22 protein-coding genes are annotated in these 20,737 nt (G+C 70.7%); 9 read left to right on the top strand and 13 right to left on the bottom strand.

What is annotated here, in order from left to right; genetic code table 11:
- Window positions 1–345: 345 nt before the first annotated feature.
- Window positions 346–1,896 carry an FAD-dependent monooxygenase gene (locus tag ACFYYR_RS07180; RefSeq protein ID WP_388847833.1) on the top strand — a complete coding sequence of 517 codons (1,551 nt, stop codon included), beginning with the start codon at window positions 346–348 and terminating at the stop codon, window positions 1,894–1,896.
- 80 nt (window positions 1,897–1,976) lie between these two features.
- Here the strand turns inward: ACFYYR_RS07180 and ACFYYR_RS07175 are convergent, their stop codons facing one another.
- Window positions 1,977–2,894 (bottom strand): SMP-30/gluconolactonase/LRE family protein, encoded by a 918-nt coding sequence (locus tag ACFYYR_RS07175; RefSeq protein ID WP_388847831.1) that lies wholly within the window; start codon window positions 2,892–2,894, stop codon window positions 1,977–1,979.
- 143 nt (window positions 2,895–3,037) lie between these two features.
- Between ACFYYR_RS07175 and ACFYYR_RS07170 the strand changes: the two genes are divergently transcribed.
- Both ACFYYR_RS07170 and ACFYYR_RS07165 read left to right on the top strand, forming a co-directional pair.
- Entirely contained in the window at window positions 3,038–3,475 is a 438-nt protein-coding gene (locus ACFYYR_RS07170; RefSeq protein ID WP_388847829.1) for an Lrp/AsnC family transcriptional regulator, read from the top strand.
- A 140-nt stretch (window positions 3,476–3,615) separates the two neighbouring features.
- Entirely contained in the window at window positions 3,616–3,924 is a 309-nt protein-coding gene (locus ACFYYR_RS07165; protein ID WP_388847827.1) for a hypothetical protein, read from the top strand.
- A gap of 79 nt (window positions 3,925–4,003) precedes the next feature.
- Here ACFYYR_RS07165 and ACFYYR_RS07160 read toward each other — a convergent pair whose 3' ends face one another.
- Complete coding sequence (locus ACFYYR_RS07160; protein ID WP_388847825.1) at window positions 4,004–4,435, bottom strand: hypothetical protein; 432 nt, start codon at window positions 4,433–4,435, stop codon at window positions 4,004–4,006.
- 280 nt (window positions 4,436–4,715) lie between these two features.
- On the opposite strand from ACFYYR_RS07160, the gene ACFYYR_RS07155 reads away from it, so the two are divergent.
- Window positions 4,716–5,270, top strand: coding sequence for a DinB family protein (locus tag ACFYYR_RS07155; protein ID WP_388847823.1), 555 nt, complete (start codon window positions 4,716–4,718; stop codon window positions 5,268–5,270).
- Between the two features lie 143 nt (window positions 5,271–5,413).
- On the opposite strand, the gene ACFYYR_RS07150 is transcribed toward ACFYYR_RS07155, so the two are convergent.
- Entirely contained in the window at window positions 5,414–5,704 is a 291-nt protein-coding gene (locus tag ACFYYR_RS07150) for a hypothetical protein (RefSeq protein WP_388847821.1), read from the bottom strand.
- Window positions 5,705–5,707: 3 nt separating this feature from the next.
- Entirely contained in the window at window positions 5,708–6,253 is a 546-nt protein-coding gene (locus ACFYYR_RS07145; RefSeq protein ID WP_388847819.1) for an ATP-binding protein, read from the bottom strand.
- Between the two features lie 175 nt (window positions 6,254–6,428).
- Here ACFYYR_RS07145 and ACFYYR_RS07140 point away from each other — a divergent pair, with 175 nt between their 5' ends.
- The 5 genes from ACFYYR_RS07140 (at window position 6,429) to ACFYYR_RS07120 (ending at window position 12,265) form a co-directional block, all read left to right on the top strand.
- Entirely contained in the window at window positions 6,429–7,694 is a 1,266-nt protein-coding gene (locus ACFYYR_RS07140; protein ID WP_388848147.1) for a helix-turn-helix domain-containing protein, read from the top strand.
- The gene (locus ACFYYR_RS07135) at window positions 7,691–8,224 is read left to right on the top strand and encodes a flavoprotein (protein WP_388847817.1); all 534 of its coding nucleotides are present in this window, start codon (window positions 7,691–7,693) and stop codon (window positions 8,222–8,224) included. Before ACFYYR_RS07140 ends, ACFYYR_RS07135 begins: the two co-directional genes overlap by 4 nt.
- Before the next feature lie 572 nt (window positions 8,225–8,796).
- Window positions 8,797–9,339 (top strand): DM13 domain-containing protein, encoded by a 543-nt coding sequence (locus ACFYYR_RS07130; RefSeq protein WP_388847815.1) that lies wholly within the window; start codon window positions 8,797–8,799, stop codon window positions 9,337–9,339.
- Between the two features lie 722 nt (window positions 9,340–10,061).
- A complete protein-coding gene (locus ACFYYR_RS07125) occupies window positions 10,062–11,201 on the top strand; it encodes a nitrous oxide reductase family maturation protein NosD (RefSeq protein WP_388847813.1) in 1,140 nt (379 codons plus the stop codon).
- Between the two features lie 35 nt (window positions 11,202–11,236).
- The gene (locus ACFYYR_RS07120) at window positions 11,237–12,265 is read left to right on the top strand and encodes a methyltransferase (RefSeq protein ID WP_388847812.1); all 1,029 of its coding nucleotides are present in this window, start codon (window positions 11,237–11,239) and stop codon (window positions 12,263–12,265) included.
- Window positions 12,266–12,574: 309 nt separating this feature from the next.
- Here the strand turns inward: ACFYYR_RS07120 and ACFYYR_RS07115 are convergent, their stop codons facing one another.
- From ACFYYR_RS07115 to ACFYYR_RS07075, 9 genes are all read right to left on the bottom strand, one after another.
- Complete coding sequence (locus ACFYYR_RS07115; RefSeq protein ID WP_388847810.1) at window positions 12,575–13,924, bottom strand: acetyl/propionyl/methylcrotonyl-CoA carboxylase subunit alpha; 1,350 nt, start codon at window positions 13,922–13,924, stop codon at window positions 12,575–12,577.
- A 5-nt stretch (window positions 13,925–13,929) separates the two neighbouring features.
- The gene (locus tag ACFYYR_RS07110; protein ID WP_388847808.1) at window positions 13,930–14,550 is read right to left on the bottom strand and encodes an acetyl-CoA carboxylase biotin carboxyl carrier protein; all 621 of its coding nucleotides are present in this window, start codon (window positions 14,548–14,550) and stop codon (window positions 13,930–13,932) included.
- Entirely contained in the window at window positions 14,547–16,397 is a 1,851-nt protein-coding gene (accD, locus tag ACFYYR_RS07105; protein ID WP_388847806.1) for an acetyl-CoA carboxylase, carboxyltransferase subunit beta, read from the bottom strand. Before accD ends, ACFYYR_RS07110 begins: the two co-directional genes overlap by 4 nt.
- A gap of 53 nt (window positions 16,398–16,450) precedes the next feature.
- The gene (locus tag ACFYYR_RS07100) at window positions 16,451–16,786 is read right to left on the bottom strand and encodes a TcmI family type II polyketide cyclase (RefSeq protein ID WP_388847804.1); all 336 of its coding nucleotides are present in this window, start codon (window positions 16,784–16,786) and stop codon (window positions 16,451–16,453) included.
- Between the two features lie 223 nt (window positions 16,787–17,009).
- Complete coding sequence (locus ACFYYR_RS07095) at window positions 17,010–17,495, bottom strand: SRPBCC family protein (RefSeq protein WP_388847802.1); 486 nt, start codon at window positions 17,493–17,495, stop codon at window positions 17,010–17,012.
- A 1-nt stretch (window position 17,496) separates the two neighbouring features.
- Window positions 17,497–17,754 (bottom strand): acyl carrier protein, encoded by a 258-nt coding sequence (locus ACFYYR_RS07090; protein WP_388847800.1) that lies wholly within the window; start codon window positions 17,752–17,754, stop codon window positions 17,497–17,499.
- 42 nt (window positions 17,755–17,796) lie between these two features.
- Complete coding sequence (locus tag ACFYYR_RS07085) at window positions 17,797–19,038, bottom strand: beta-ketoacyl synthase N-terminal-like domain-containing protein (RefSeq protein ID WP_388847799.1); 1,242 nt, start codon at window positions 19,036–19,038, stop codon at window positions 17,797–17,799.
- Entirely contained in the window at window positions 19,035–20,303 is a 1,269-nt protein-coding gene (locus ACFYYR_RS07080) for a beta-ketoacyl-[acyl-carrier-protein] synthase family protein (RefSeq protein ID WP_388847798.1), read from the bottom strand. Before ACFYYR_RS07080 ends, ACFYYR_RS07085 begins: the two co-directional genes overlap by 4 nt.
- On the bottom strand, window positions 20,300–20,734 hold the full coding sequence (locus ACFYYR_RS07075; protein WP_388847797.1) for a cupin domain-containing protein: 435 nt from the start codon (window positions 20,732–20,734) through the stop codon (window positions 20,300–20,302). The genes ACFYYR_RS07080 and ACFYYR_RS07075 overlap by 4 nt, the downstream gene beginning before the upstream one ends.
- Window positions 20,735–20,737: the final 3 nt, after the last annotated feature.

Genomic DNA, 20,737 nt, shown 5'->3' with positions numbered 1-20,737 from the left:
GTGGGGAGGCGCCCGTCGGGAGCGGACGCCAAAAAACAAAGGTGACGCCAAAAAACAAAGGCAAGGAGGTCACGCGCTCCTTGCCACTCTCAAGGTATAGCGCACCAGGGGGCTTGCGGCAAGGCCCCGGTGGTGCTGCAGAATCTCCGCTCGAAGCCAGTACCTGCGGAAATCCCGGATTCGCGACGTACATGCGCATGCGCCGGTATGGGGTTCCCGTGGGACGGCGAACCGCCGGTGGGACGCGCGGTGCGTTTGCGGCACCCGGCCTGGAGGCGCGGGTGTGCGCACCGCCGGGTTGCGCGAAGCGGCCGGCAGAACATCGCTCTCGGAACGGGGACATGGATGATTGACGTGATCGTGGTCGGTGGCGGACCGACCGGTTTGATGCTGGCCTGCGAATTGCGGCTGCACGGCGTGCAGGTGGTCGTGCTGGAGAGGCTGGCCGCGCCGACGGGGCAGTCCCGGGGACGCGGTCTGCATGCCCGGAGTGTCGAGCTGATGGACCAGCGCGGCATCCTGGACCGGTTTCTCGCGGTCAGCGAGAAGTTCCAGGTCGGCGGGCTCTTCGGCGGCATCGTCAAGCCGTGGCCGGACCGGCTGGACACCGCTCACCCCTATGGCCTGGCCACCCCGCAGCCGGTCACCGAGCGGCTGCTGACCGAGCGTGCCCTGGAACTCGGCGCCGAGATCCGGCGCGGCTGCGAAGTGGTCCGGCTGAGCCAGGACGAGGACGGGGTGACCGTCGAGCTCGGGGGCGGGGGCACCCCCGCCCCTGAGGGTGCGGCCGGTGGAGGTCCCTCCGGCAGTGGGACCCCGGCCGCCGGGGGAGAGGGAGCGGCCGGCGGCGGCACGCGCCTGCGCTCGCGCTACCTCGTGGGCTGCGACGGCGGCCGCAGCACGGTGCGCAAGCAGCTCGGCGTCGGCTTCCCCGGCGAGCCCGCCACGGTCGAGACGCTGCTGGGCGACATGGAGGTGACCGAGGATCCGGACACCATTGCCGCCGTCGTCGCGGAGGTCCGCACGACCCAGCTGCGGTTCGGAGCCATCCCCGACGTCGACGGGAACGAGGGGCTGTACCGCATCATCGTGCCCGCCGACGGGGTGGCCGAGGACCGGGCGACCGCGCCGAGTCTCGAGGAGTTCAAGCAGCAGCTGCGTGTCGTGAGCGGCACCGACTTCGGCGTCCACTCGCCGCGCTGGCTGTCCCGGTTCGGCGACGCCACCCGGCAGGCCGAGCAGTACCGGGTCGGCCGGGTGCTGCTGGCCGGCGACGCGGCACACATCCACCCGCCGACCGGCGGGCAGGGACTCAACCTCGGCATCCAGGACGCGTTCAACCTCGGCTGGAAACTGGCCGCCACGGTGGACGGCTGGGCACCGGAAGGACTGCTGGACAGCTACCACACCGAACGGCACCCGGTGGGCGCCGCCGTGCTGGACAACACCCGCGCGCAGATCACCCTGCTCGGCACCGATCCGGGGGCGGCGGCGCTGCGGGAGCTGTTCACGCGGCTGATGGACATCGAGGAAGTGAACCGGCAGGTGACCGAAATGATCACCGCCGTCGGGGTCCGCTACGACGTCGGCGAGGGCCACGAAATCCGCGAGGGCCACGAACTGCTCGGCCGCCGGATGCGGGACCTGCACCTGAAGCAGGGCCGCCTCTACGAGCTGCTGCACCAGGGCCGCGGACTGCTCCTCGACCGGACCGGCGGGCTCTCGGTGGCGGGCTGGGCGGACCGGGTCGACCACGTCGTCGACGCCACCGAGGAACTGGACGTGCCCGCGGTGCTGCTGCGGCCGGACGGCCACGTGGCGTGGGTCGGTGAGGACCAGCAGGATCTGCTCCGCCGCATGACCACGTGGTTCGGCGCACCCGTCGACCGAACGTAACAACAACCGTCCGGCGGCTCGTCCTGCACCGGTGCGAGCCGCTCCGAACAGCGGTCCTCGAAGGGCTGGGGTGTGACGGTTCAGGACGACGCCGGTGCCGCCTTCACCGCCATGACCAGCGAGTAGAGCGTGTCGCTCGCCGTGATGAACAGGCGGTTCCGCCTCGGGCCGCCGAAGCGGATGTTGGAGACCGTGTTGGGCACCAGGATGCGGCCGAGCAGAGTGGCGTCCGGGGCGTAGCAGTGCACTCCGTCGTCCATGGCGGCGGCCCAGAGGTGGCCCCGGTCGTCGAAGCGGAGGTTGTCGAAGCGGGCGCCCTCACGGGCCTTGGCGAAGATCCTGCCGTCGGACAGGGTGCCGTCCTCGCGTACGTCGAAGACCCGGATGCAGCCCGCCCGGGTGTCGGAGACGTACAGCTCGTTCTCGTCGTGCGAGAAGACCAGGCCGTTCGGGGCGCCGAAGCCGTCGGCGACGAGCCGCACTTCGCCGTCGGCGGGGTCGATCCGGTAGACGTTGTTGGCACCGATCTCGCTGTCGCCGCGGATGCCTTCGTAGTCGCTGGTGATCCCGAAGTCCGGGTCCGAGAACCAGATCGAGCCGTCGGACTTCACGGCCGCGTCGTTCGGGCTGTTGAGCCGCTTGCCCCGGTAGCGGTCGGCGAGGACGGTGACCGAGCCGTCGTGCTCGGTGCGGGTGACCCGGCGGTTGCCCTGCTCACAGGTGATCAGACGGCCTTGGTGGTCCAGGGTGTTGCCGTTGGAGTGCCCCGCGGGCGAGCGGAAGAGGCCGACCGCCCCGGTCGCCTCGTCCCAGCGCAGCATCCGGTCGTTGGGGATGTCGCTCCAGATGAGCTGGCGCCAGGCCGGTATGTACAGCGGCCCCTCCGCCCAGCGGGAGCCCACGTGGAGCGTCTCCAACTGCAGATCACCCGCGGCGCACATCTCCGTACGGAACCTGTCGTCGAGCACTTCGTACAACGCGGGGCGGCCGGTGGCCATGTCCGTTCTCCTTCGGTCGTTCCCTGTGAACTGCGGTCGCCCCATCAGCCAAGAGCTGAATGAGGTCCTGTGGGGATCGAGTATTGCAGGATGTCGTATGGTCATGGCAAGTATTGGATGGAACTGGTTTGAAGGAGAGCGGCATGGATGATGTGGACCGGAAGCTGCTGAGTCTGCTGCAGGAGGACGCCACCCAGGCGTACGCAGCCTTGGGCAAGGCGGTCGGGCTCTCGGCAGGGGCGGCCCATGAGAGGGTGCGCAAGCTCCGCGAGTCGGGCGTGATCCGCCGTACAACGGTCGAGGTGGACGCCGCCAGGATCGGCAGCGGGGTGCTGGCCTTCGTCATGGTCGACTCATCCGCCTGGATGGGCGACTCCGCCGAGTCCTTCGCGGCGATCCCCGAGATTCAGGAGGCCCACATCATCGCGGGCAGCGCATCGGTCCTGGTCAAGGTCAGGACCGGGACGACCGAGGAACTCCAGCACGTCTTGCGGCGGTTGTACGAGATCGAAGGTGTCAGCGGCACCCAGGCGACGGTGGCCCTGGAGACGTTCTTCGAGAGGCCGGTGCCGATGGGGTGATGCGCGCTCCGCCGCTGTCAGGCCGGCAGGAGTGCGTATGCGGCCCGTGGTGGAGTATCGCCAGGGCCGCGCAGGGGCTCGGAAGTTCCCTCGTCAGCTTGTCGGCGGCGGGGGCTCGGATGGTGTGACGAAGGGGCGAGATGAGAGAGATGACGGACGGGGCGTTCGAGCTCCTGTCGATCGCTGGGCAGATCGCACGCTCCCGCAGTGCGCAGCAGTGCTCGACGACGGACTTGGCACTCGCAGCAGTCGTCTACCGGAGAGTGCTTGTCGAGCGGAGGATCGACATCGAGGACATCGAGCCGGACAGCGGGTCACCGGAGATGCTGCCGATGGCCCCACCGCTGGAGGAACGCCTGGTGGGACGGGACGCGGAAACGCTCGATGTCGGCGAACTCATCGACCTGGCCGCGCGGCACAACCCCGATCTGGCCGACTACCTCAGGTGACGGTTCTACGGCCCGGGGGTTGATGGCCCTCCTCAGGCGTGAGGGCGTCCGCGTCGGCCGCAAGCCGGCCCGGGCGGCTTCACAGCAGGCTGACCCTGGTCGTGATCTCCTGTGGCTCGCGGTCTTCCGCCAGGCACTGGAGGGCTTCTCGCACTGCGAGGGAACCGAGCCGGGAGAAGCCGCGCTCGCTGGAGTCGACCCAGTGCCAGGTGAGGGATCGCACGATGACCAGGGCGCTCACTGCCGTGCTCCGGCGCGCTTGGGGGCCGTCGGTCGGCCCGCCGGCCAGTTCCAGCATCACGCCCTGGACGAGGGCCTCTTCGAGTTCGGCATTCGGTTCCGGCCGCGCCGTACAGGCGAACTCACACGACGGCTCCGTCCCCTCCGGGACCGGTTCGAAGTCCAGCTCCACCCTGCCAAAGGTCGGCAAACAACCACCGTGCATCTGGCGGGAGTACACCTTCACCCCGCGCACCGGGCGAGCGAGTCCGATGGTCCGTGAGTCAGCCATGACAGGCAGCGTACGAGTGCCGACGTCTCAGCGCCCGCGGATTACCGACCCGCCGAAGCCGCCCTTCGTTGTTGGCATCCGCAGGGCCGGTTCAGTTCAGGGCCTGCGCGCGCTTGGCCCTGTGGGGGTGCGAGGCAGTGCTCCGGCTGCGCGACTTCGGAGGCTCCCGCCCTGCGCCGCGCCTCGATTCTCCGTAGGCTGGCATTCAGGTCATGAATGGACCTATATGGCTCCTAACGTGGTCTCTGTCGACGGAAGAAGACAACGAAAGAGGGAGATCATGGCGGTCAACAAGCTGTTCAGCAACGACGCGGCCGAGGCGGCGGTCACGGGCGAGCGCGCCGATCTGCTGGCGATGCTGGCGCAGCAGCGGCACTTCCTGCGCCTCACCACCAAGGATCTCTCCGATGAACAGGCTCGACGGCGTCCCACGGCCAGCGAGCTCTGTCTGGGCGGTCTGATCAAGCACGTCACATCGGTGGAGCGGCACTGGACCGGCTTCATCCTGGAAGGCCCCTCGGCCATGGGTGACGTCACGGACATGACCGAGGAAGACCTGGCCAAGCGGGCCGACGAGTTCCGGCTGCTCCCCGACGAGACGTTGGCGGGTGTCCTGGCCGACTACGCCGAGGTGGCCCGCCGCACCGACGAACTGGTGGCCACCGTGCCCGACCTGAACGCGAGCCAGCCGCTGCCGGAGGCGCCGTGGTTCGAGCCCGGCGCGCGGTGGTCGGTCCGCCGGGTGGTGATGCACATCTGCACGGAGACCGCGCAGCACGCCGGCCACGCCGACATCATCCGCGAGACCATGGACGGGGCCAAGAGCATGGGCTGAGCGGTGGCATGGAGGGCGGGGTGCTGCCATGCGCCCCGCCCTTCGGGCCGTCGCTGAGGGTATGCGGTTGGGAGATGCGGCTCGGATGAATTTTCGTCCCGGCCCTGCACCGTCCTCCAACGGTGCCGCTGAGGACTGTGGGCTCACCTCGTGCGCTTGGCGCGTTCCTGCTCTGTGTTGCTGATGACGCTCTCTGCGCTCTTGATGTGGTGTAGAAGCCTGTTGAGTACGTCAGCACGTGCGGACTCGATGAGGTGGACCGTGGTGGGAGTACGGCCTGAGTGAGTTCCGGCGGGGACCCAGAAGGTCTTGTGGCTGTGGTCGCGAATGATCACCTGACAGGTGCGGATCACCCAGTTCATCGCCACCGTGATCTCATGGCGATGGAGTTGGTCCCACTCCGCAGCATCGTTCCGGTCAGGTTGGCGTGCCATCGATCAGTCCCCAGTCCGGGGAGAGTTCAGATGATCTGGGAAGTGCTTCGTCACGCACAGGCCCGGAAGTTGTGGGAGTCGCCATTCCTGGGAGCTTCCACCGGGTTTGGTGCGGCTCACAGCGCCTGACGGTGAGGAGGGCAGAGTGGTGAGCGCACCTCTGGGAACAGCGAATTCGGCCCAGCACCGCTTCCCGGTCGAGGTCGGCTCCACGGCGTATTGAGTGGCCATCGCCATGACGATGAGCAGTCCACGGCCGTTCTCATCGGCGGCCGTCGGGCATCTCCGCTTGGGGAGATCAGGGCTGGAGTCGCACACGTCGATCCGCACCGTGTCTCCCTGAAGCCGGACAGCGACTGAGACCGGCTCGGAGTGTGAGTGTTTGACGGCGTTGGTGATGAGCTCGCTCGCTGCCAGTTCGATCGTGTGGAGCAAGTCGCTGCCCGGTTCCAGACCCCATTGGCATAAGCCGGCGAGGACCTGTCGCCGAGCGCTTGCGACGGCGCGAGCTGTACTGGGGAGCGTGAAGGTGAGGTGATGCGATTCCATGTGTGCCTCCAAGGCGAAGAGGGGCCACTACACGAAACGGCTTCCGGCTGCTGCGCGGTCGACACTTGCCGAGCCTGGGCATGAGTTATGCAGGATCTGCATCGTGCCGAATCCTGGCTGCCCTACGCTCCGTTGAACAGGCAATATGGGTGGCGGCAGGAGGGCCGTGGCAAGCATGGTGGCAGTGCATGACCAAGGGAGATGGCTCGGTGACCTCATCCGTGGGGCCCGCGTTCTCCAGAAGCGCTCGCAGGCGAATGTTGCCGCAGCTATCGGCTATCACCAGTCCAAGGTGAGCCGGTTGGAGAATGGGCGAGGGACTGAGGACGCCCGGTTGCTGCGCGCTGTAGCAGCGGAACTCGGCATCCCGCTGTGCCGTCTCGGCCTTCTCCCCACGCCTGATCGTGACGCCCACCACAAGGCGGAGGGCATACACCGCCGCACTTTCCTGGCTGGGAGCATCGCTTCTGTCGCTGGACCCTCGGAGCCCGTCGTGGGCCGTCAGGATTTGGTCCGTGCCTTGTTGCCCGGACCGTCACCTGATCCCATGGGCGAGGATCCAAGCGTGCAGGAGTTGAGCAAGCGAGTAGCCGCTGCACGCCGCTTGTTCTGTACCTGTGGCTACGCTGAGCTGGGATACGCGTTGCCTCCGCTCATCGCAGACCTGAGGGCAGCAGCAAGCTCGCGCGACACAGACATGGTCACTGGGTTGCTGGCCACCGTGTACCAGACCTCGGCCAGTCTCCTGCTCAAGCTCGGCGACAGTGGCAGCGCGTGGATGGCTGTGGGTCGGTCCATGGCAGAGGCTGAGCGGTGCGGCGATCCTGTTGTCCTGGCCTCCAGCGTGCGCGTGCAGGCCCACGCTCTCGCCCGGGAGAAGCACACTGGCCAGGCCGTCACGCTCGTCCGGCACACCGCTGACCAGCTCAGTGGCTCTTACGACCGCCGAACCCCTCAGTACCTGGCAGCCGTCGGGCTCATGCTGCTGCGCGGGGTCACGGCCGCGAGCAGTGGAGGGGACCGCGCGGCCACCCACGATTTCCTGGATGAAGCGAAGCATATTGCTCGCTACGTGGCGCTCGACCACTCCGATGTCTGGGCCAACTTCAGTCCTACCAACGTTGCGCTGCACGCGGTCAGTGCCTCCGTCGTCCTGGGGGACGCGGGCCTCGCCTTGGAGACTGCCCGGCCGCTCATGCGGCAGCGGATCCCGGTCCCGGAACGCCGCGCGGCACTATGGATCGAGGCAGCCCGTGCCTACAGTCAGCAGGGCAGGCTGGCTGATGGCTACCGGGCGCTGCGCATGGCTGGGACCTGCGCCGCCCAGGACATCCGACGTCCGGCTGTACGCCAACTGGTCGCGGACATGGCTGCCCGTGACCATCGCCGAACCCTGCCCGAACTCCACCAATTCAGCAGACAACTGGGAGTGCCCGCTTGAGCGAGGGCAAGCGTCCGTTCCTGTACGTCGTCGTCTGCGCCGCGGGGATCGCGGACGACGTCGGCAAGCTGATCACGAGAGCCCAGGTGCAGGGGTGGGAGGTCGGCGTGATCGCCACGCCCCGCGGTCTGAACTTCATCGATGCAGAGGCCATCGAGGCGCAGTCCGGCTATCCGATCCGTTCCGCCTGGCGCTCGCCAGGCGACGCGCGGCCCCTTCCTCCTCCGAGTGCAATCGCCGTGGCGCCCGCGACCTTCAACACGATCAACAAGTGGGCCGCCGGTATCTCGGACACTCTGGCCCTGGGCATCCTGTGCGAGGCGTACGGCTTGGGCATCCCGACAGTCGCCCTGCCCTACCTGAACGCGGCCCAAGCCGCACACCCCGCCTACCCCCGGAGCCTGGAACGGCTGCGCGCCATGGGGGTCCTCGTCGGCAGCTACGAACCGCACCAGCCGAAGGCCGGCGGGGGACGCGAGACGTTCCGGTGGGAACAGGCCGTCGAGCTTCTGGAGCCCCTGGTGGGGTGAGCGGCAGGGGCGAGCACCTTGCCCCGGGCGGTCGTTGACGGGCTTCAGGAGCGGAAGCGGGCCTTGTCGCCTTCGACGTGAGCAGGAACTCGTGGATCGGATCGGAGGGGGGAACCGGGACGAGGGACAGCCGCAGTGCGTCGACCGCTTCCAGCGCCGCGGTGAGCTCGTGATCGTCGCCGTGGCCGTGCTCGACCGCCCTGGTCCACGCCTCCACCGCGGGGCGCACGGGTTCCCAGGCGGGCGTCGGTGAGAAGCGGCAGTGAAACCACGGCTGGTCGAGGCGGTCGAGCACGAGGCTGCCCAGCAGGGTGTCCCCCTGCATCAATCGCCATGATCGACCAGACACGGTTCTCCTGTCGACGGCCCAGGCGCCGTACGCCGGTGTCGGCGACCCCGTCACCGTACCGTGGCGCCGACCGGCTCGTGGGTCCGTCGCACGGCCCCCGGTCGGCCGGTCTCGCCACCCGACTGCCGGACTGTGGGTCGGAGATTCGTGAGCGTCGGCGGTTATGTTCTCTTCGTGAGCAACCAGCAGACAGCGGCCGGTGCGGGCCCGGGAGGTGGTGACCATGAACCGCTTGCTGCGATTCCTGCGGCGGCCGGTGGTCCTCACGGTGCTGGCCGTGCTCGCCGCGGCTGTGGTGTTCGGTCTGTTCTGGTTCCAGCCGTGGAAGCTCTGGGTGGACGAGGAGGTCGACGAGGATCTGCCGTCCGGAGTGGCCTCGCCGACGGCCACGGGGTCGCCGGGGCCGTCGCAGCCGGGGACCCTCGCCACCGGGAAGCTGATCAGCCAGGAGCATCCCACCAGTGGCACGGTGAGGATTCTTCAGGGCGCCGACGGGAAGCGCGTGCTGCGGCTGGAGGACCTCGACACCAGCAACGGCCCCGACCTGCACGTCTGGATCACCGACGCCCCGGTGAAGGACGACGAGTCCGGGTGGCACCTCTTCGACGACGGGTCGCATGTGAGCCTCGGTGAGCTCAAGGGCAACCAGGGCAACCAGAACTATCCGCTGCCGGCCGGCCTCGATCTGGACCGGTACACCAGCGTGTCGATCTGGTGCGACCGCTTCGACGTCTCCTTCGGTGCCGCGCCGCTCACCCGCACCTGAGTGAGCGGGAACGGCCGGTCCGCGACGACCGGTGCACAACGAACCCGCACGTGGGCATCGCACCCGGAGGGCAGGCCGGCGCGGGCCGGGACGGGCGCGGGCAGCCAACAGGTGGGGAGCCGAAGGGCGATGGTGCCGCCTCACTGCCGTACGGGACTGCGCTGAGGGACGGCCCCGGCCCAGTGCGGCCCCGATGCGGGGCCGTACCTGACGAAGCCGCTCCGGGCACGGTATGCGGGGCCGTTCGGGTGATGATCGGCTGCCGCGGCCGGTGGGCGGGTGTCGCCGGGTGCCGCTCGGCCGTTGGCTTTCGTATGACGCCCTCGCCCGTTCGCCTGTGGTTCCTCCCGGCCAGCCTCGCGGCCCTGCTGGTGACACCGCAGACCCAGACGCAGACCGGGGCGGAGGCCCTGACGCCGGGCGGGGTGACGGACGGTGCGCCCTCCTCCCTGGGCGGACCCGGCTCTGCGCGCGACAGGAATCCGGGGGACGCCGCTCCGCAGGACCGGAACCGTCCGGCCGGGAGGCCGGCGGACGGGTGTCAGGGGAGCGTCACCCCGTGGGACAGCTCCCCGGAGAGCAGGGATCCGGAGGCTGCCGAGGACGCCCCTGCGGTCACCGACGAGCGCGAAAATGGCTGATGGGAGCGGTGCCCGGAACTCGCTGTGACGTTCGGCTCACCATATGTGGCGGGCGGTTGGTATCGGTCATAGCTTCGTGGCATGACAAAACACCACGTAATGCACCTCGGGCTGATAACAGCCGTTGTCGCCACCGGATTCGTCGCTGCTCCGTCGGCCCACGCCGATTCCCGGCTCGTCGTGCGCCCAGGGGAGTCCATCCAGGCAGCCGTGGACTCCGCCGAACCGGGCGACACCATCTACATCGCGCCCGGCACGTACCGGGAGAGCGTCCAGATCTCGACCCCGGGTCTGACCCTGCGCGGGGCCGGTGACCGGACCGTCATCAAGCCGGCGGCCACCCCGTCCAGCAAGTCGAGCAAGAGCAAGGCGAGCAAGTCCGCCAAGTCGGCCAAGGCAGGCAAGTCCACCAAGGCCGCCAAGCGTTCCGAGAACGCCTGCGCCAAGGCCGGAAACGGTATCTGCGTCACGGGAACCGAGGGCAACCGGCTGGAGGGCGTGACCATCCGCTCGCTGACCGTCTCCGGATTCAAGAAGAACGGCATCTGGGCGTCGGACACCGACGGGCTGGAGGTCCGCTGGGTGACCGCCCGGAAGAGCGGCACCTGGGGCATCGCCCAGCAGAAGTCCGTTCGTGGGGAGTTCCGTTACAACACGATCTCCGACAGCGGGGACTCGGGGCTCTTCATCGCCAACACCGTCGACCGCGAGGGCGGCTCGCTCGACACCGAGGGTGCCGTGGTCCGCGGGAACTTCCTCACCGGCAACCGGATCGGTGTGACGGTCCGGCGCACCAGGAACCTGGTGATCCGCAGCAACATCCTCACCGGCAACTGCGGAGGGGTGTTCGTGGTCGGGGACGAGTCGAAGCCCCGGGCCGGTGACCTCACCATCCGCGACAACAACATCTCCAGGAACAACAAGTACTGCCCCGGCAACAGCCGTCTCCCCTACATCCAGGGATCCGGCATCGTCCTGACCGGCGCCGAGGACACGGTGATCCGGGGGAACCTGATCCGGGACAACGTCGGCGCGTCCCCGCTGTCCGGTGGCGTCGTGCTGTTCCGCAGCTTCGTGGGGGCCGTCAACAACCGCAACGTCGTCAAGTACAACGTGGCTCTCCACAACGAGCCGGCGGACCTGGTGGACGGCGACAAGGGGGAGGGGAACACGTTCGTCCGCAACCTGTGCGGAGTGTCGAAACCTGCGGGTTCGTGCTGACCGGTGCGGATCCGACCAGTGGGAATGGAGTCGGTATGACCACGGTACGTTCCACCCCCCAACCGGCCATGCAACTGCGCGAACTGGTCTTCGGAGCCGCCTGTGCCGCGGCGCTGCGGGCCGCCGCGCGCCTGGGCGTCGCGGACGCCCTGGGGGAGGAGCCCGCCACGGCTGACGAACTGGCGGCGGCGGTGCGGGCCGAGCCGCTGCCGCTGCGCCGTCTGCTGCGTGCCCTCTCCTGTTACGGCGTCTTCGCCGAGACCGACGACGGGCGGTACGTCCACACCGAGATGTCCCGGCTGCTCAAGGACGACGCCCCCAACAGCCTCAAGTACATCTGCCTCTGGTGCACCGAGCCGTGGACCTGGGACGCCTGGCCGGTGCTCGAGGACGCGGTGCGCAGCGGCCGGACCGTCTTCCGCGACCTGTACGGCAAGGACTTCTTCCAGTACCTGCACGAGGACGCGGCCGAGTCCGCGCAGGTGTTCAACCGGGCCATGACCACCTCCAGCCGGCAGTCGGCCCAGGACGTCGCGGAACTCCTCGACCTCACCGGGATCACCACGGTCGCCGACATCGGCGGCGGGCAGGGCCATGTGCTGGCGGGTCTGCTGGAGAAGCACCCCTCCCTCAAGGGCACGCTGCTCGACCTGCCGGGCGTGGTGTCCAACGCCGACCCCCGGCTGCGGGACGGCGGGGAGCTGGCCGGACGGATGTGCATCATCCCCGGCGACTGCCGCCGCGAAGTGCCGGTCCAGGCCGACCTGTACATCATCAAGAACATCCTCGAATGGGACGACGAGAGCACCCGCAGGACGCTCCGCAATGTCGTCGCAGCCGCCCAGCCGGGTGCGCGGGTCGTGGTCATCGAGAACCTCGTCGACGACAGCCCGTCCATGAAGTTCACCACCGCCATGGACCTGCTGCTGCTCCTCAACGTCGGCGGGGCCAAGCACACCAAGGAAAGCATGATCAGCCGGATGACGGAGGCAGGGCTTCGGGTGGGGGAGATCCGCCCGGTCAACGCCTACCTCCACGCCTTCGACAGCACGGTGCCGGAGTAGGGACGACGAGCAGGAGCGCGCGTGTGCCGGAGTAGCGGCCGGCACCCGAGGGCCGAGCGCGGTCCGGTTGGGACGGCCGGTGAGGGGCCGGACCCGCCGCAACGCGCCGGACGGCGGAGGAGTCCGTCCGGCGCACCGCACGCATCGGTCCGACGGCAGGGCCCCGGGAGTCGGGCTGACTCCCGGGGCCCTGCCGTTCGCGGATCGCGCTCGCGGATCGTAGGAGGAGGGGGGAAGGGCTGGTCGTTGGTGGAGCGCGGTGCCCGGCGTCGAGCCGCGCGCACCCTGCGCGACCGCGTCCCTCACCAGCTAGGTGTCGAGCATCTTCGCCACCAGCCCCGTCGTGTGCTCCGCGGCCCGGAACTCCGGTCTCACCAGGGTCCGCCGCAGGAAGTCGATCGTGGTGCTGACGCCCTCCCCGGACACCCGGAACTCGCCCAGCGCGCGGTCCATCCGGGCCAGTGCCTGATCCCGGTCCGGGGCCCAGACGACCGTCTTGGCCAGCAGCGAGTCGTAGTCCGGGCCCACCTGCCAGCCGGGCAGGGCGTGGGTGTCGACCCGGACGAACGGGCCCGACGGAGGTACGAATTCGGTGAGCCGGCCGGGGGCGGGGGCGAAGTCCCGTGCCGGGTCCTCGGCGTTGACGCGGCACTCCAGCGCCACACCGCGCGGCACCACGTCACCCGGACGCAGGCTCAGCGGCAGCCCGGCGGCGATGAGGATCTGCTCGCGGACGATGTCGACCCCGGTGACCATCTCCGTCACCGGATGCTCCACCTGGAGCCGACAGTTGATCTCCATCAGATAGAACTCGTGCGACTGCGTGAGGACGAACTCGAAGGTGCCCGCCCCGACATAACCGACGGCCCGCGCTCCGCGCACCGCGGCCTCGCAGATCGAGGTGCGCAGCTCCTCGGAGAGCCCGGGGGCCGGGGCCTCCTCGACCAGCTTCTGGTGCCGCCGCTGTACGGAGCAGTCGCGCTCGCCGAGATGGATCGCCGAGCCGTGCCGGTCGCACAGCACCTGGACCTCCACATGCCGGGCGTCGTCGATGTACCGCTCCAGATAGAGCCGGTCGTCACCGAAGACGGCGTAGGCGTGTGCCCGGGTCTCCTGGAACGCGGCGGAGAGGTCGTCCGGGTCCCGCACGATGGCCATGCCGCGTCCGCCGCCCCCGGCCGCGGCCTTGAGGATCACGGGGAACCCGGTCTGCTGCGCGGTCTCCTTGGCCTCCGCCGGTCCGGACAGCGCGGTGGTGCTGCCGGGCAGGACGGGCAGCCCGGCCTCGGCCATCGCGGCGCGCGCCGCCGCCTTGTCGCCGAGCTGCTGCATCACCCGGGCCGAGGGGCCGATGAAGAAGATGCCGTTCGCCTCGCAGACCTCGGCGAAGTCCGGGTCCTCGGACAGGAATCCGTAGCCGGGGTGGATGGCCTGGGCGCCGGAGAGCAGGGCGGCCTCCAGGACCGCCGGGATGTTGAGATAGCTGGCCTTGGAAGGGGCCGGGCCGATGTGGACGGCCTCGTCGGCGAAGCGCACCACGGCGGAGTCGCGGTCCGGGGTGGAGTACACCGCGACCGTCCGCATGCCCAGTTCGCGGCACGCACGGGCGATCCGGAGCGCGATCTCCCCCCGGTTGGCGATGAGAACCGTGCTGAACATGGGGCTCAGCCCTCCCCGTCGGAGAGAGGCTCCAGTGCGATGAGGCGCTGCTGGAACTCCACCGGGTGCGCGTCCGGAGTCAGGAACTCCACCACCCGGCCCGCCGCGTCCGCCTCGACGGTGCTCATCATCTTCATCACTTCGAGGATGCCGACGGGCTGCCCCGGCCGGACCACGTCGCCGACCGAGACGAACGGCGCGGCCCCCGGTTCCGGAGCGTGGTAGAAGGTGCCGACCGTCGGGGCGAGGAGATACCGCAGGGCGTTCTCCGGCGGGGCCGCCGCCGGCGCGGTGGCCGGGTCCGGCGGCAGCGCCGCCGCCGCGGCGGCCAGGGCCGCCGCCTCGCCCGGGAGGGGGCCGGCCGGGTGCCCGGCTTCCCCGGGCCGGGCCGCCGCGCCGGCAGCGAAGTCCGCCCACTCCATCTCGACCGTCATCTGCCCGTGCTGCAGCCGGATGCGCAGCGGCGGACGCGGTGCCGTTCTGGCCAGCTCCAGTGCACTGCGGCAGACCGTGTCCAGGTCCGTGCGGCCGATCGGGGCGAGATCGGGTCCGGTGAAGCCGTTCCCGGTGAAGGCCCGGGTGCGGCCGTTCTCACGGTGGTGGTTCGTGGATATGTCCGGGGTCACGATGTACCTCTTCCGGTTGCGGTGGGAAGGACGGCTCGGTCACTCTCGACGGCCGCGGCGGTCTGCCCGGCCGCGGCGGTCCCGGGGGCTCCGGCCGCCGGAGCGGTCCCGAGGGCCGGTGCGGTCCCGTCGGCATCGGCGGTGCCGTCGGCCGGGGCGGCTCCCTCGGCGGGGGCGGCTCCGTCGCCGAAGCGCTGGAAGCGGCGCCGGCGGTCGCGGAGCAGCCGTCCGGGCGCCCGGCGGACGAGGTCGTCGACCGCCGCGTCCACGGCGTCGCGCAGCAGGGCCGCCGCGCCGGCGTGGTCCCGGTGGGCGCCGCCGGGCGGTTCGGGCACCACCCCGTCGACGACACCCAGCCGGAGGAGTTCGCGCGCGTCCAGCCGCAGGGCCGCCGCTGCGGCGGGGGCCGCCTCCGGCCGCTTCCACAGAATCGCGGCGCAGCCCTCGGGGCTGATGACCGAGTACACGCCGTTCTCGCTCACCAGGACCCGGTCGGCGACGGCCAGGGCCAGCGCGCCGCCGCTGCCGCCCTCGCCGGTCAGGACGGCGACGACCGGCACCCGCAGCCGGGACATCAGGCGGAGGTTCTCCGCGATGGCGACCGCCTGCCCGCTCTCCTCCGACGCGGGGCCCGGGTCCGCCCCGGGGGTGTCGATCAGGGTGATCACCGGCATGCCGGTCTTCTCGGCCAGCCGCATCAGCCGGGCGGCCTTCCGGTAGCCCGCGGGCGTCGACATGCCGAAGTTGCGCCGGCGCCGCTCCGTCAGGCCGGGGCCGCCCTTGTGGTGGCCGATCAGCATCACGGGCAGCCCGTTCAGCCGCCCCGGACCGCCCACGACGGCGGCGCAGTCCGCGCCCAGCCGGTCGCCGTGCAGCTCGTGGAAGTCGTCGAGCAGCAGGTCCGCGTAGTGGAGTGCGCCCGGGCGGTCGGGGTGCCTTGCCAGCCGCACCGCCTCCCAGGCGTCCCGCTCGGGCAGTTCGCCGGGCTCGCACAGCACCCGTCCGCGGCGGGACGGAGCGGGCGCCCGGCGCGCCGCCGGTGAGCCGAGGGACAGCAGCCGGCCGAGCGTGGCCCGCAGCGCGCTCCGCGGGACGACGTTGTCCACCATGCCGTGTTCCAGGAGGAATTCGGCCGTCTGGAAGCCCTCCGGCAGCTGCTGGTGCGTCGTCTGCTCGATCACCCGCGGCCCGGCGAACCCCAGCCGCGCCCCCGGCTCGGCGAGGATCACATCGGTGAGCGTGGCGAAGGAGGCGGCCACCCCGCCGTACGTGGGGTCGGTGATCAGCGACAGGGTGAGGACGCCCGCCTCGTCGAGTTCCGTGAGGGCCTGCGCGGTCTTCGCCATCTGCATGAGGGACAGCACGCCCTCCTGCATCCGGGCGCCGCCCGACGCGGTGACCAGCAGCAACGGGGTGCGCTGCCGCAGGCTCGTCCGGGCGGCCTCCGTGATCAGCGCGCCGACCCCGCAGCCCAGACTGCCGCCGAGGAAGCGGAAGTCCATGACGGCCACCACGACCGGCTGGTCCTGGATGCGCCCGCGCGCGCAGACGACCGCCTCCCCGAGTCCGGTGGCCGCACGGGCGTCGGCCAGCCGCTCCCGGTAGGGCCGGGTGTCGGTGAATGCCAGCGGATCGTGCACCGCCGGGACGGGGTCGAGCTGCCGCGCCGTGCCCGGGTCGAGCAGCTGGTCCAACCGCTGGTGTGCCGTCAGGTGCGCGTGCCGGCCGCACTCGGGGCAGACGCGCAACGAGCGGTCGAACCGTTTGCCGTAGACCAGCGCGGCACAGTTCTCGCAGCGCACCCACGCCGGGGCACGGCCCGCCGGGCGGTCGTCGCACTGGACCATGGTCGGGTTCCTTCCGGATCGAGCGCCGGGGGCGCTCCTCGTGCGAGGACCCCTCAGCCCACCGGGCCGCGGTCCCAGCGGTAGAACTCGTGAGCCATCGCGTCCTTGGGGCTCTTCCAGGTCTTCGGGTCGTACGGGTCGACGTACGCCTGGAGCCGGTCGCTGATGTCCCGGAACGCCGGGTGGTCCGCGTGCCGGGCCACCTGGGGGCCGGGCGGCTGGTCGGACTCGATGAGATGGATGTAGACATCGCCGAACTGGAAGAGGCTGCGGCCGGTGACGCCGATCAGGCCCGGCAGTTCGCCCCGGTCCGAGTCGGCGAAGACACCGGCGATGTCCGGGGCCGAGCCCGGTGCCATCCGGGCGACGATCAGAGCGCGGTGCTGCATGGCAGATCCCTTCGTCGGGCTCCGGGCGGAGCGGTGCCGCCGGCGGGGGCGCGGGAGGCCCCCGTCGGCCGGAGCCGGCCGGACCGGCCGGCGGGAGCCCGGCCGGGCACGGTCCCGGCCGGGCACCGGTGGCCGGCTGGCCACCGGTGTTCGTGCGGCGGACGGCCGGTGCTCGGGCACGCACCGGCCGGTTGTGCACCGGCCGTCAGTCGGGCACCGGCGGTCAGTTGGGCACCGCGGGAGCGGAGTCGCGTCCGCCCTCCCGGGCCCGCTGCTCGATCTTGTCCCGGATGAGTTCCAGCTGGATCCGGGAGTTGCGGTTGATGAGCTCGGTCATCCCGGCGTCGTCGACCGGCGCCTCCGGCTTCATCGCGAAGTCCTGGAACCACTGCATCCGGGTGCCGCCGGGGATCTCCTCGTACTCCCAGCGGATGTTCATGTGCCGGAACGGGCCGGGCTCGATCCGGCGCGCCCGGACGTTCAGCCCGAGCCGGTCGGTCACCCGCTCCGAGACCCAGCTCCAGACCTTGCCGTTCTCGTCCGGGTGCATGGTCAGCCGGAACGTCGTCTTGTTGCCCTCCCGGGAGAGCACGTCGACGGCGGCGTACTCGCTGAACAGCTGCGGCCAGTTCTCCAGGTCGTTGGTCATGTCCCAGACGAGGTCCAGCGGGGCCGCGATGGTGATCTCGTTCTCCGTGTGTGCGGGCATGTCACGCTCCAGCCGTGAGGGAGGTGTTGACGCGGTCGATGAAGTCGTGCGGGGTCTTGCACAGCTCGGAGTCCGGCGGCATCGGCCGGCCGAGCCGGTTCTCCAGCTCTCCCACGATGCCGAGGAGGCCGAGGGAGTCGAGGCCGTAGTCGGCGAAGGTGGTGCCGGGCCGGCTCTCCATCTCCCGGGGGTCCACCGTGATGCCGGCGCCGTTCTTCATCAGCGCGGCCAGCTCGTCGAAGGTCAGTTGAGCGGTCATCTGCGGGTTCTCCTCACTCGCGGGGTCCTCGCCTGAGAGGTGTCAGTCGGTTCCGTCGCCGCCGCGCCGGAGCACCAGCGCCGCGTTCGAGCCCATCAGGCCCCGGCTCAGCACCAGCGCGGTGCGCAGGTCCGCCGGGCGGGCCACACCGGTCACCAGGTCGAGGTCGTGGCAGACGTCGACGACATTGGGGGTGGGCGGCACGACGCCGTGCTCCATCGCCAGCACCGCTGCCGCGGCGTCCAGCACCGGAGCGCCGCAGTACGCCCGGCCGATACCGGTCTTGGGCGCGGTCACGGGCACGTGCCGGGCGCGGTGTCCCAGCGCGTCGCCGAGCGCGAGCGCCTCGGCCCGGTCGGCCGCGGGGACGCCGAGCGCGTCGGCGAACACCACGTCGACCTCCTCCGGGGCGCACCCGGCCTCGGCCAGCGCGCCGCAGATCGCCTGCGCCAGCCCCTCGCGGGACTTCTCCCACTGGGCCGCGCCGGTGAAGGTGGCGGCGTGACCGGCCACTTCGGCCCGGATCCGGGCGCCGCGCGCGAGCGCCTCCCGCTCCGCCTCGACCACCAGCATCGCCCCGCCCTCGGCGGGCACGAAGCCGCAGGCCCGCGCGGTGAAGGGGAGATAGGCGCGGGTCGGGTGGGACGCGCGACTGAGGTCGGCGTAACCGAGCTGGCAGACGATGGAGTACGGAGCCAGCGGGGCCTCCGCCGCTCCGACGACGACCGCGTCGGTGCCCCGCCGGATGTTCCGGGCGGCGTGGGCGAGCGCGTCCAGGCCGCCCGCCTCGTCACTGGCCACCACACCGCAGGGGCCCTTGAAGCCGCCGCGGATGGAGATCTGGCCGGTGCTGGCCGCGTAGAACCAGGCGATGGACTGGTAGGGGCCGACGTAGCGCGACCCCTTGCCCCACAGCCGCTGCAGTTCCCGCTGCCCGAACTCACCGCCGCCGGAGCCGGCCGCCGTGACCACGCCCACCCCGAACGGCGAACCGCCGGGGTCCAGCCGGGCGTCGTCCAGCGCCAGACCGGCCGCGGCCATGGCGAAGTGGGTGAACCGGTCGGTCTGGACGAGGTACCGCTCCTCGATCACGGCGCCCGGGTCGAAGCCGCGGACCTCTCCGGCGACCCGGAGCGGCAGCTCCTCGCACCCCTCACGGGTCACCAGGTCCAGAACGCTGACCCCTTCCTTCGTCGCTTTCCAGAAGGCGTCGGTGCCGGTCGCGTTGGGGGCGACCACGCCGATGCCGGTGACGACCGAACGGCGTTCTTCCTGGGGGCTCATCGTGTCCTCCCGCGTGCTGTGCTCATGACCACCGCGGACTGGAATCCGCCGAACCCGCTGCCGACCGAGAGCACCGTCCGCAGCGGCATGGGGCGGGCGGTCCGGGGCACGTAGTCGAGATCGCACTCCGGGTCCGGTGTCTCGTAGTTCGCCGTCGGCGGCACCACGCCGTGCGCCATGGCGAGGGTGCACGCCACGATCTCGATCGCCCCGATCGCGCCCAGCGAGTGCCCCACCATGGACTTGATCGAGCTCATCGGGATCTCGTACGCGTGGGCGCCCAGCGAGCGCTTCACCGCGGCGGTCTCGTGCCGGTCGTTCTGCTGGGTGCCGGAACCGTGCGCGTTGACGTAGTCGATCTCCGAACTGTCGATCCGGGCGTGGGCGAGGGCGCGGTCGATGGCCTCGGCCATCTCCAGGCCCTCCTTGGTCAGCCCGGTCATGTGGTGGGCGTTGCCGAACGTGGCGTAGCCCCGGATCTCGCAGTAGACGCGGGCGCCGCGGGCCCGGGCGTGCTCCAGCTCCTCCAGGACGAGGACGGCGCCGCCCTCGCCCATGACGAAGCCGTCGCGGTGCGCGTCGAACGGCCGTGAGGCGTGGGCCGGGTCGTCGTTGTTGGGTGAGGTCGCCTTGATGGCGTCGAAGCAGGCGACGGTGATGGGGGAGATCGGCGAGTCCGAGGCGCCCGTGACGCAGACGTCGACCCGGCCCTCCTCGATGGCGTGGAAGGCGTAGCCGATCGCGTCCAGGCCGGAGGTGCACCCGGTGGAGACCGTCTGCACCGGGCCGAACGCGCTGATCTGCTCGGCCACTTCCGAGGCGAGCGCGCTGGGCGAGAACGCCCGGTGCAGATGCGGCCCGGCCGGCCGGTGGTCCACGTCCCAGCGTTCGCCGGAGGCGCTGACCTTCACGTAGTCGTGCTCCAGGCGGGTGGTGCCGCCGACCGCGGTGCCCAGCGACACCCCGATCCGCCACGGGTTCTCCGCCTCCAGCTCCAGACCGGAGTCCCGCACCGCCTCCTCGGCGGCGACCATCGCGAACTGGACGTACCGGTCCGCGCGCGCCACCTCCTCCTCGTCCAGGCCGTGCGCGGCCGGGTCGAAGTCGCACTCGGCGGCGATCCGCGAGCGGAACCCCTCCGGGTTGAAGAGGGTGATGCCCCGGGTCGCCGTGCGGCCGGAGGACAGGAGGTCCCAGAAGGCCGGTACGCCCACCCCGCCGGGGGCGACGATGCCGACTCCGGTGACCGCGACACGCCGGGTCACGAGACGGACCCCGCGCGGTCCGGGGGCTCCGCCTGCGCGGTGGCCTCCGTTCCCTCGGTGTCGACGTGGCCGAGCTCCGGGCGCGGGGCCAGCGGGCCGAGATGGAAGACCATCCGGGCCTCGGTGTTCCCGACATTGCGGAACCGGTGCCGCATGTGCTGCGGGATCATCAGACCCTGGTCGGGCCGGAGCGGATGGGGCTCCCCGTCGAGGTCCACCTCGAGCGTCCCCGCCACCACGTACACGAACTCCTCGGAGTACGGGTGGTAGTGCTCCCCGATGCGCTCGCCGGGCTGCACGATGGCCAGGCCCATGAAGCCGCTCGTGGCGCCTACCGCGGTGGGGGTGAGCATGGCGCGCAGGTCTCCGCCGCGCCGGCGGTTGGGCTGGGTCTCGGAGAGATCCACGATGCGGGGTGCGTGCGTGGTCATGAT

The organism is Streptomyces sp. NPDC001922, assembly GCF_042891165.1.
Lineage (GTDB): Bacteria > Actinomycetota > Actinomycetes > Streptomycetales > Streptomycetaceae > Streptomyces.
Note: the sequence above shows the minus strand (reverse complement) of the source record. Positions and strands in the feature narration are given on the sequence as shown.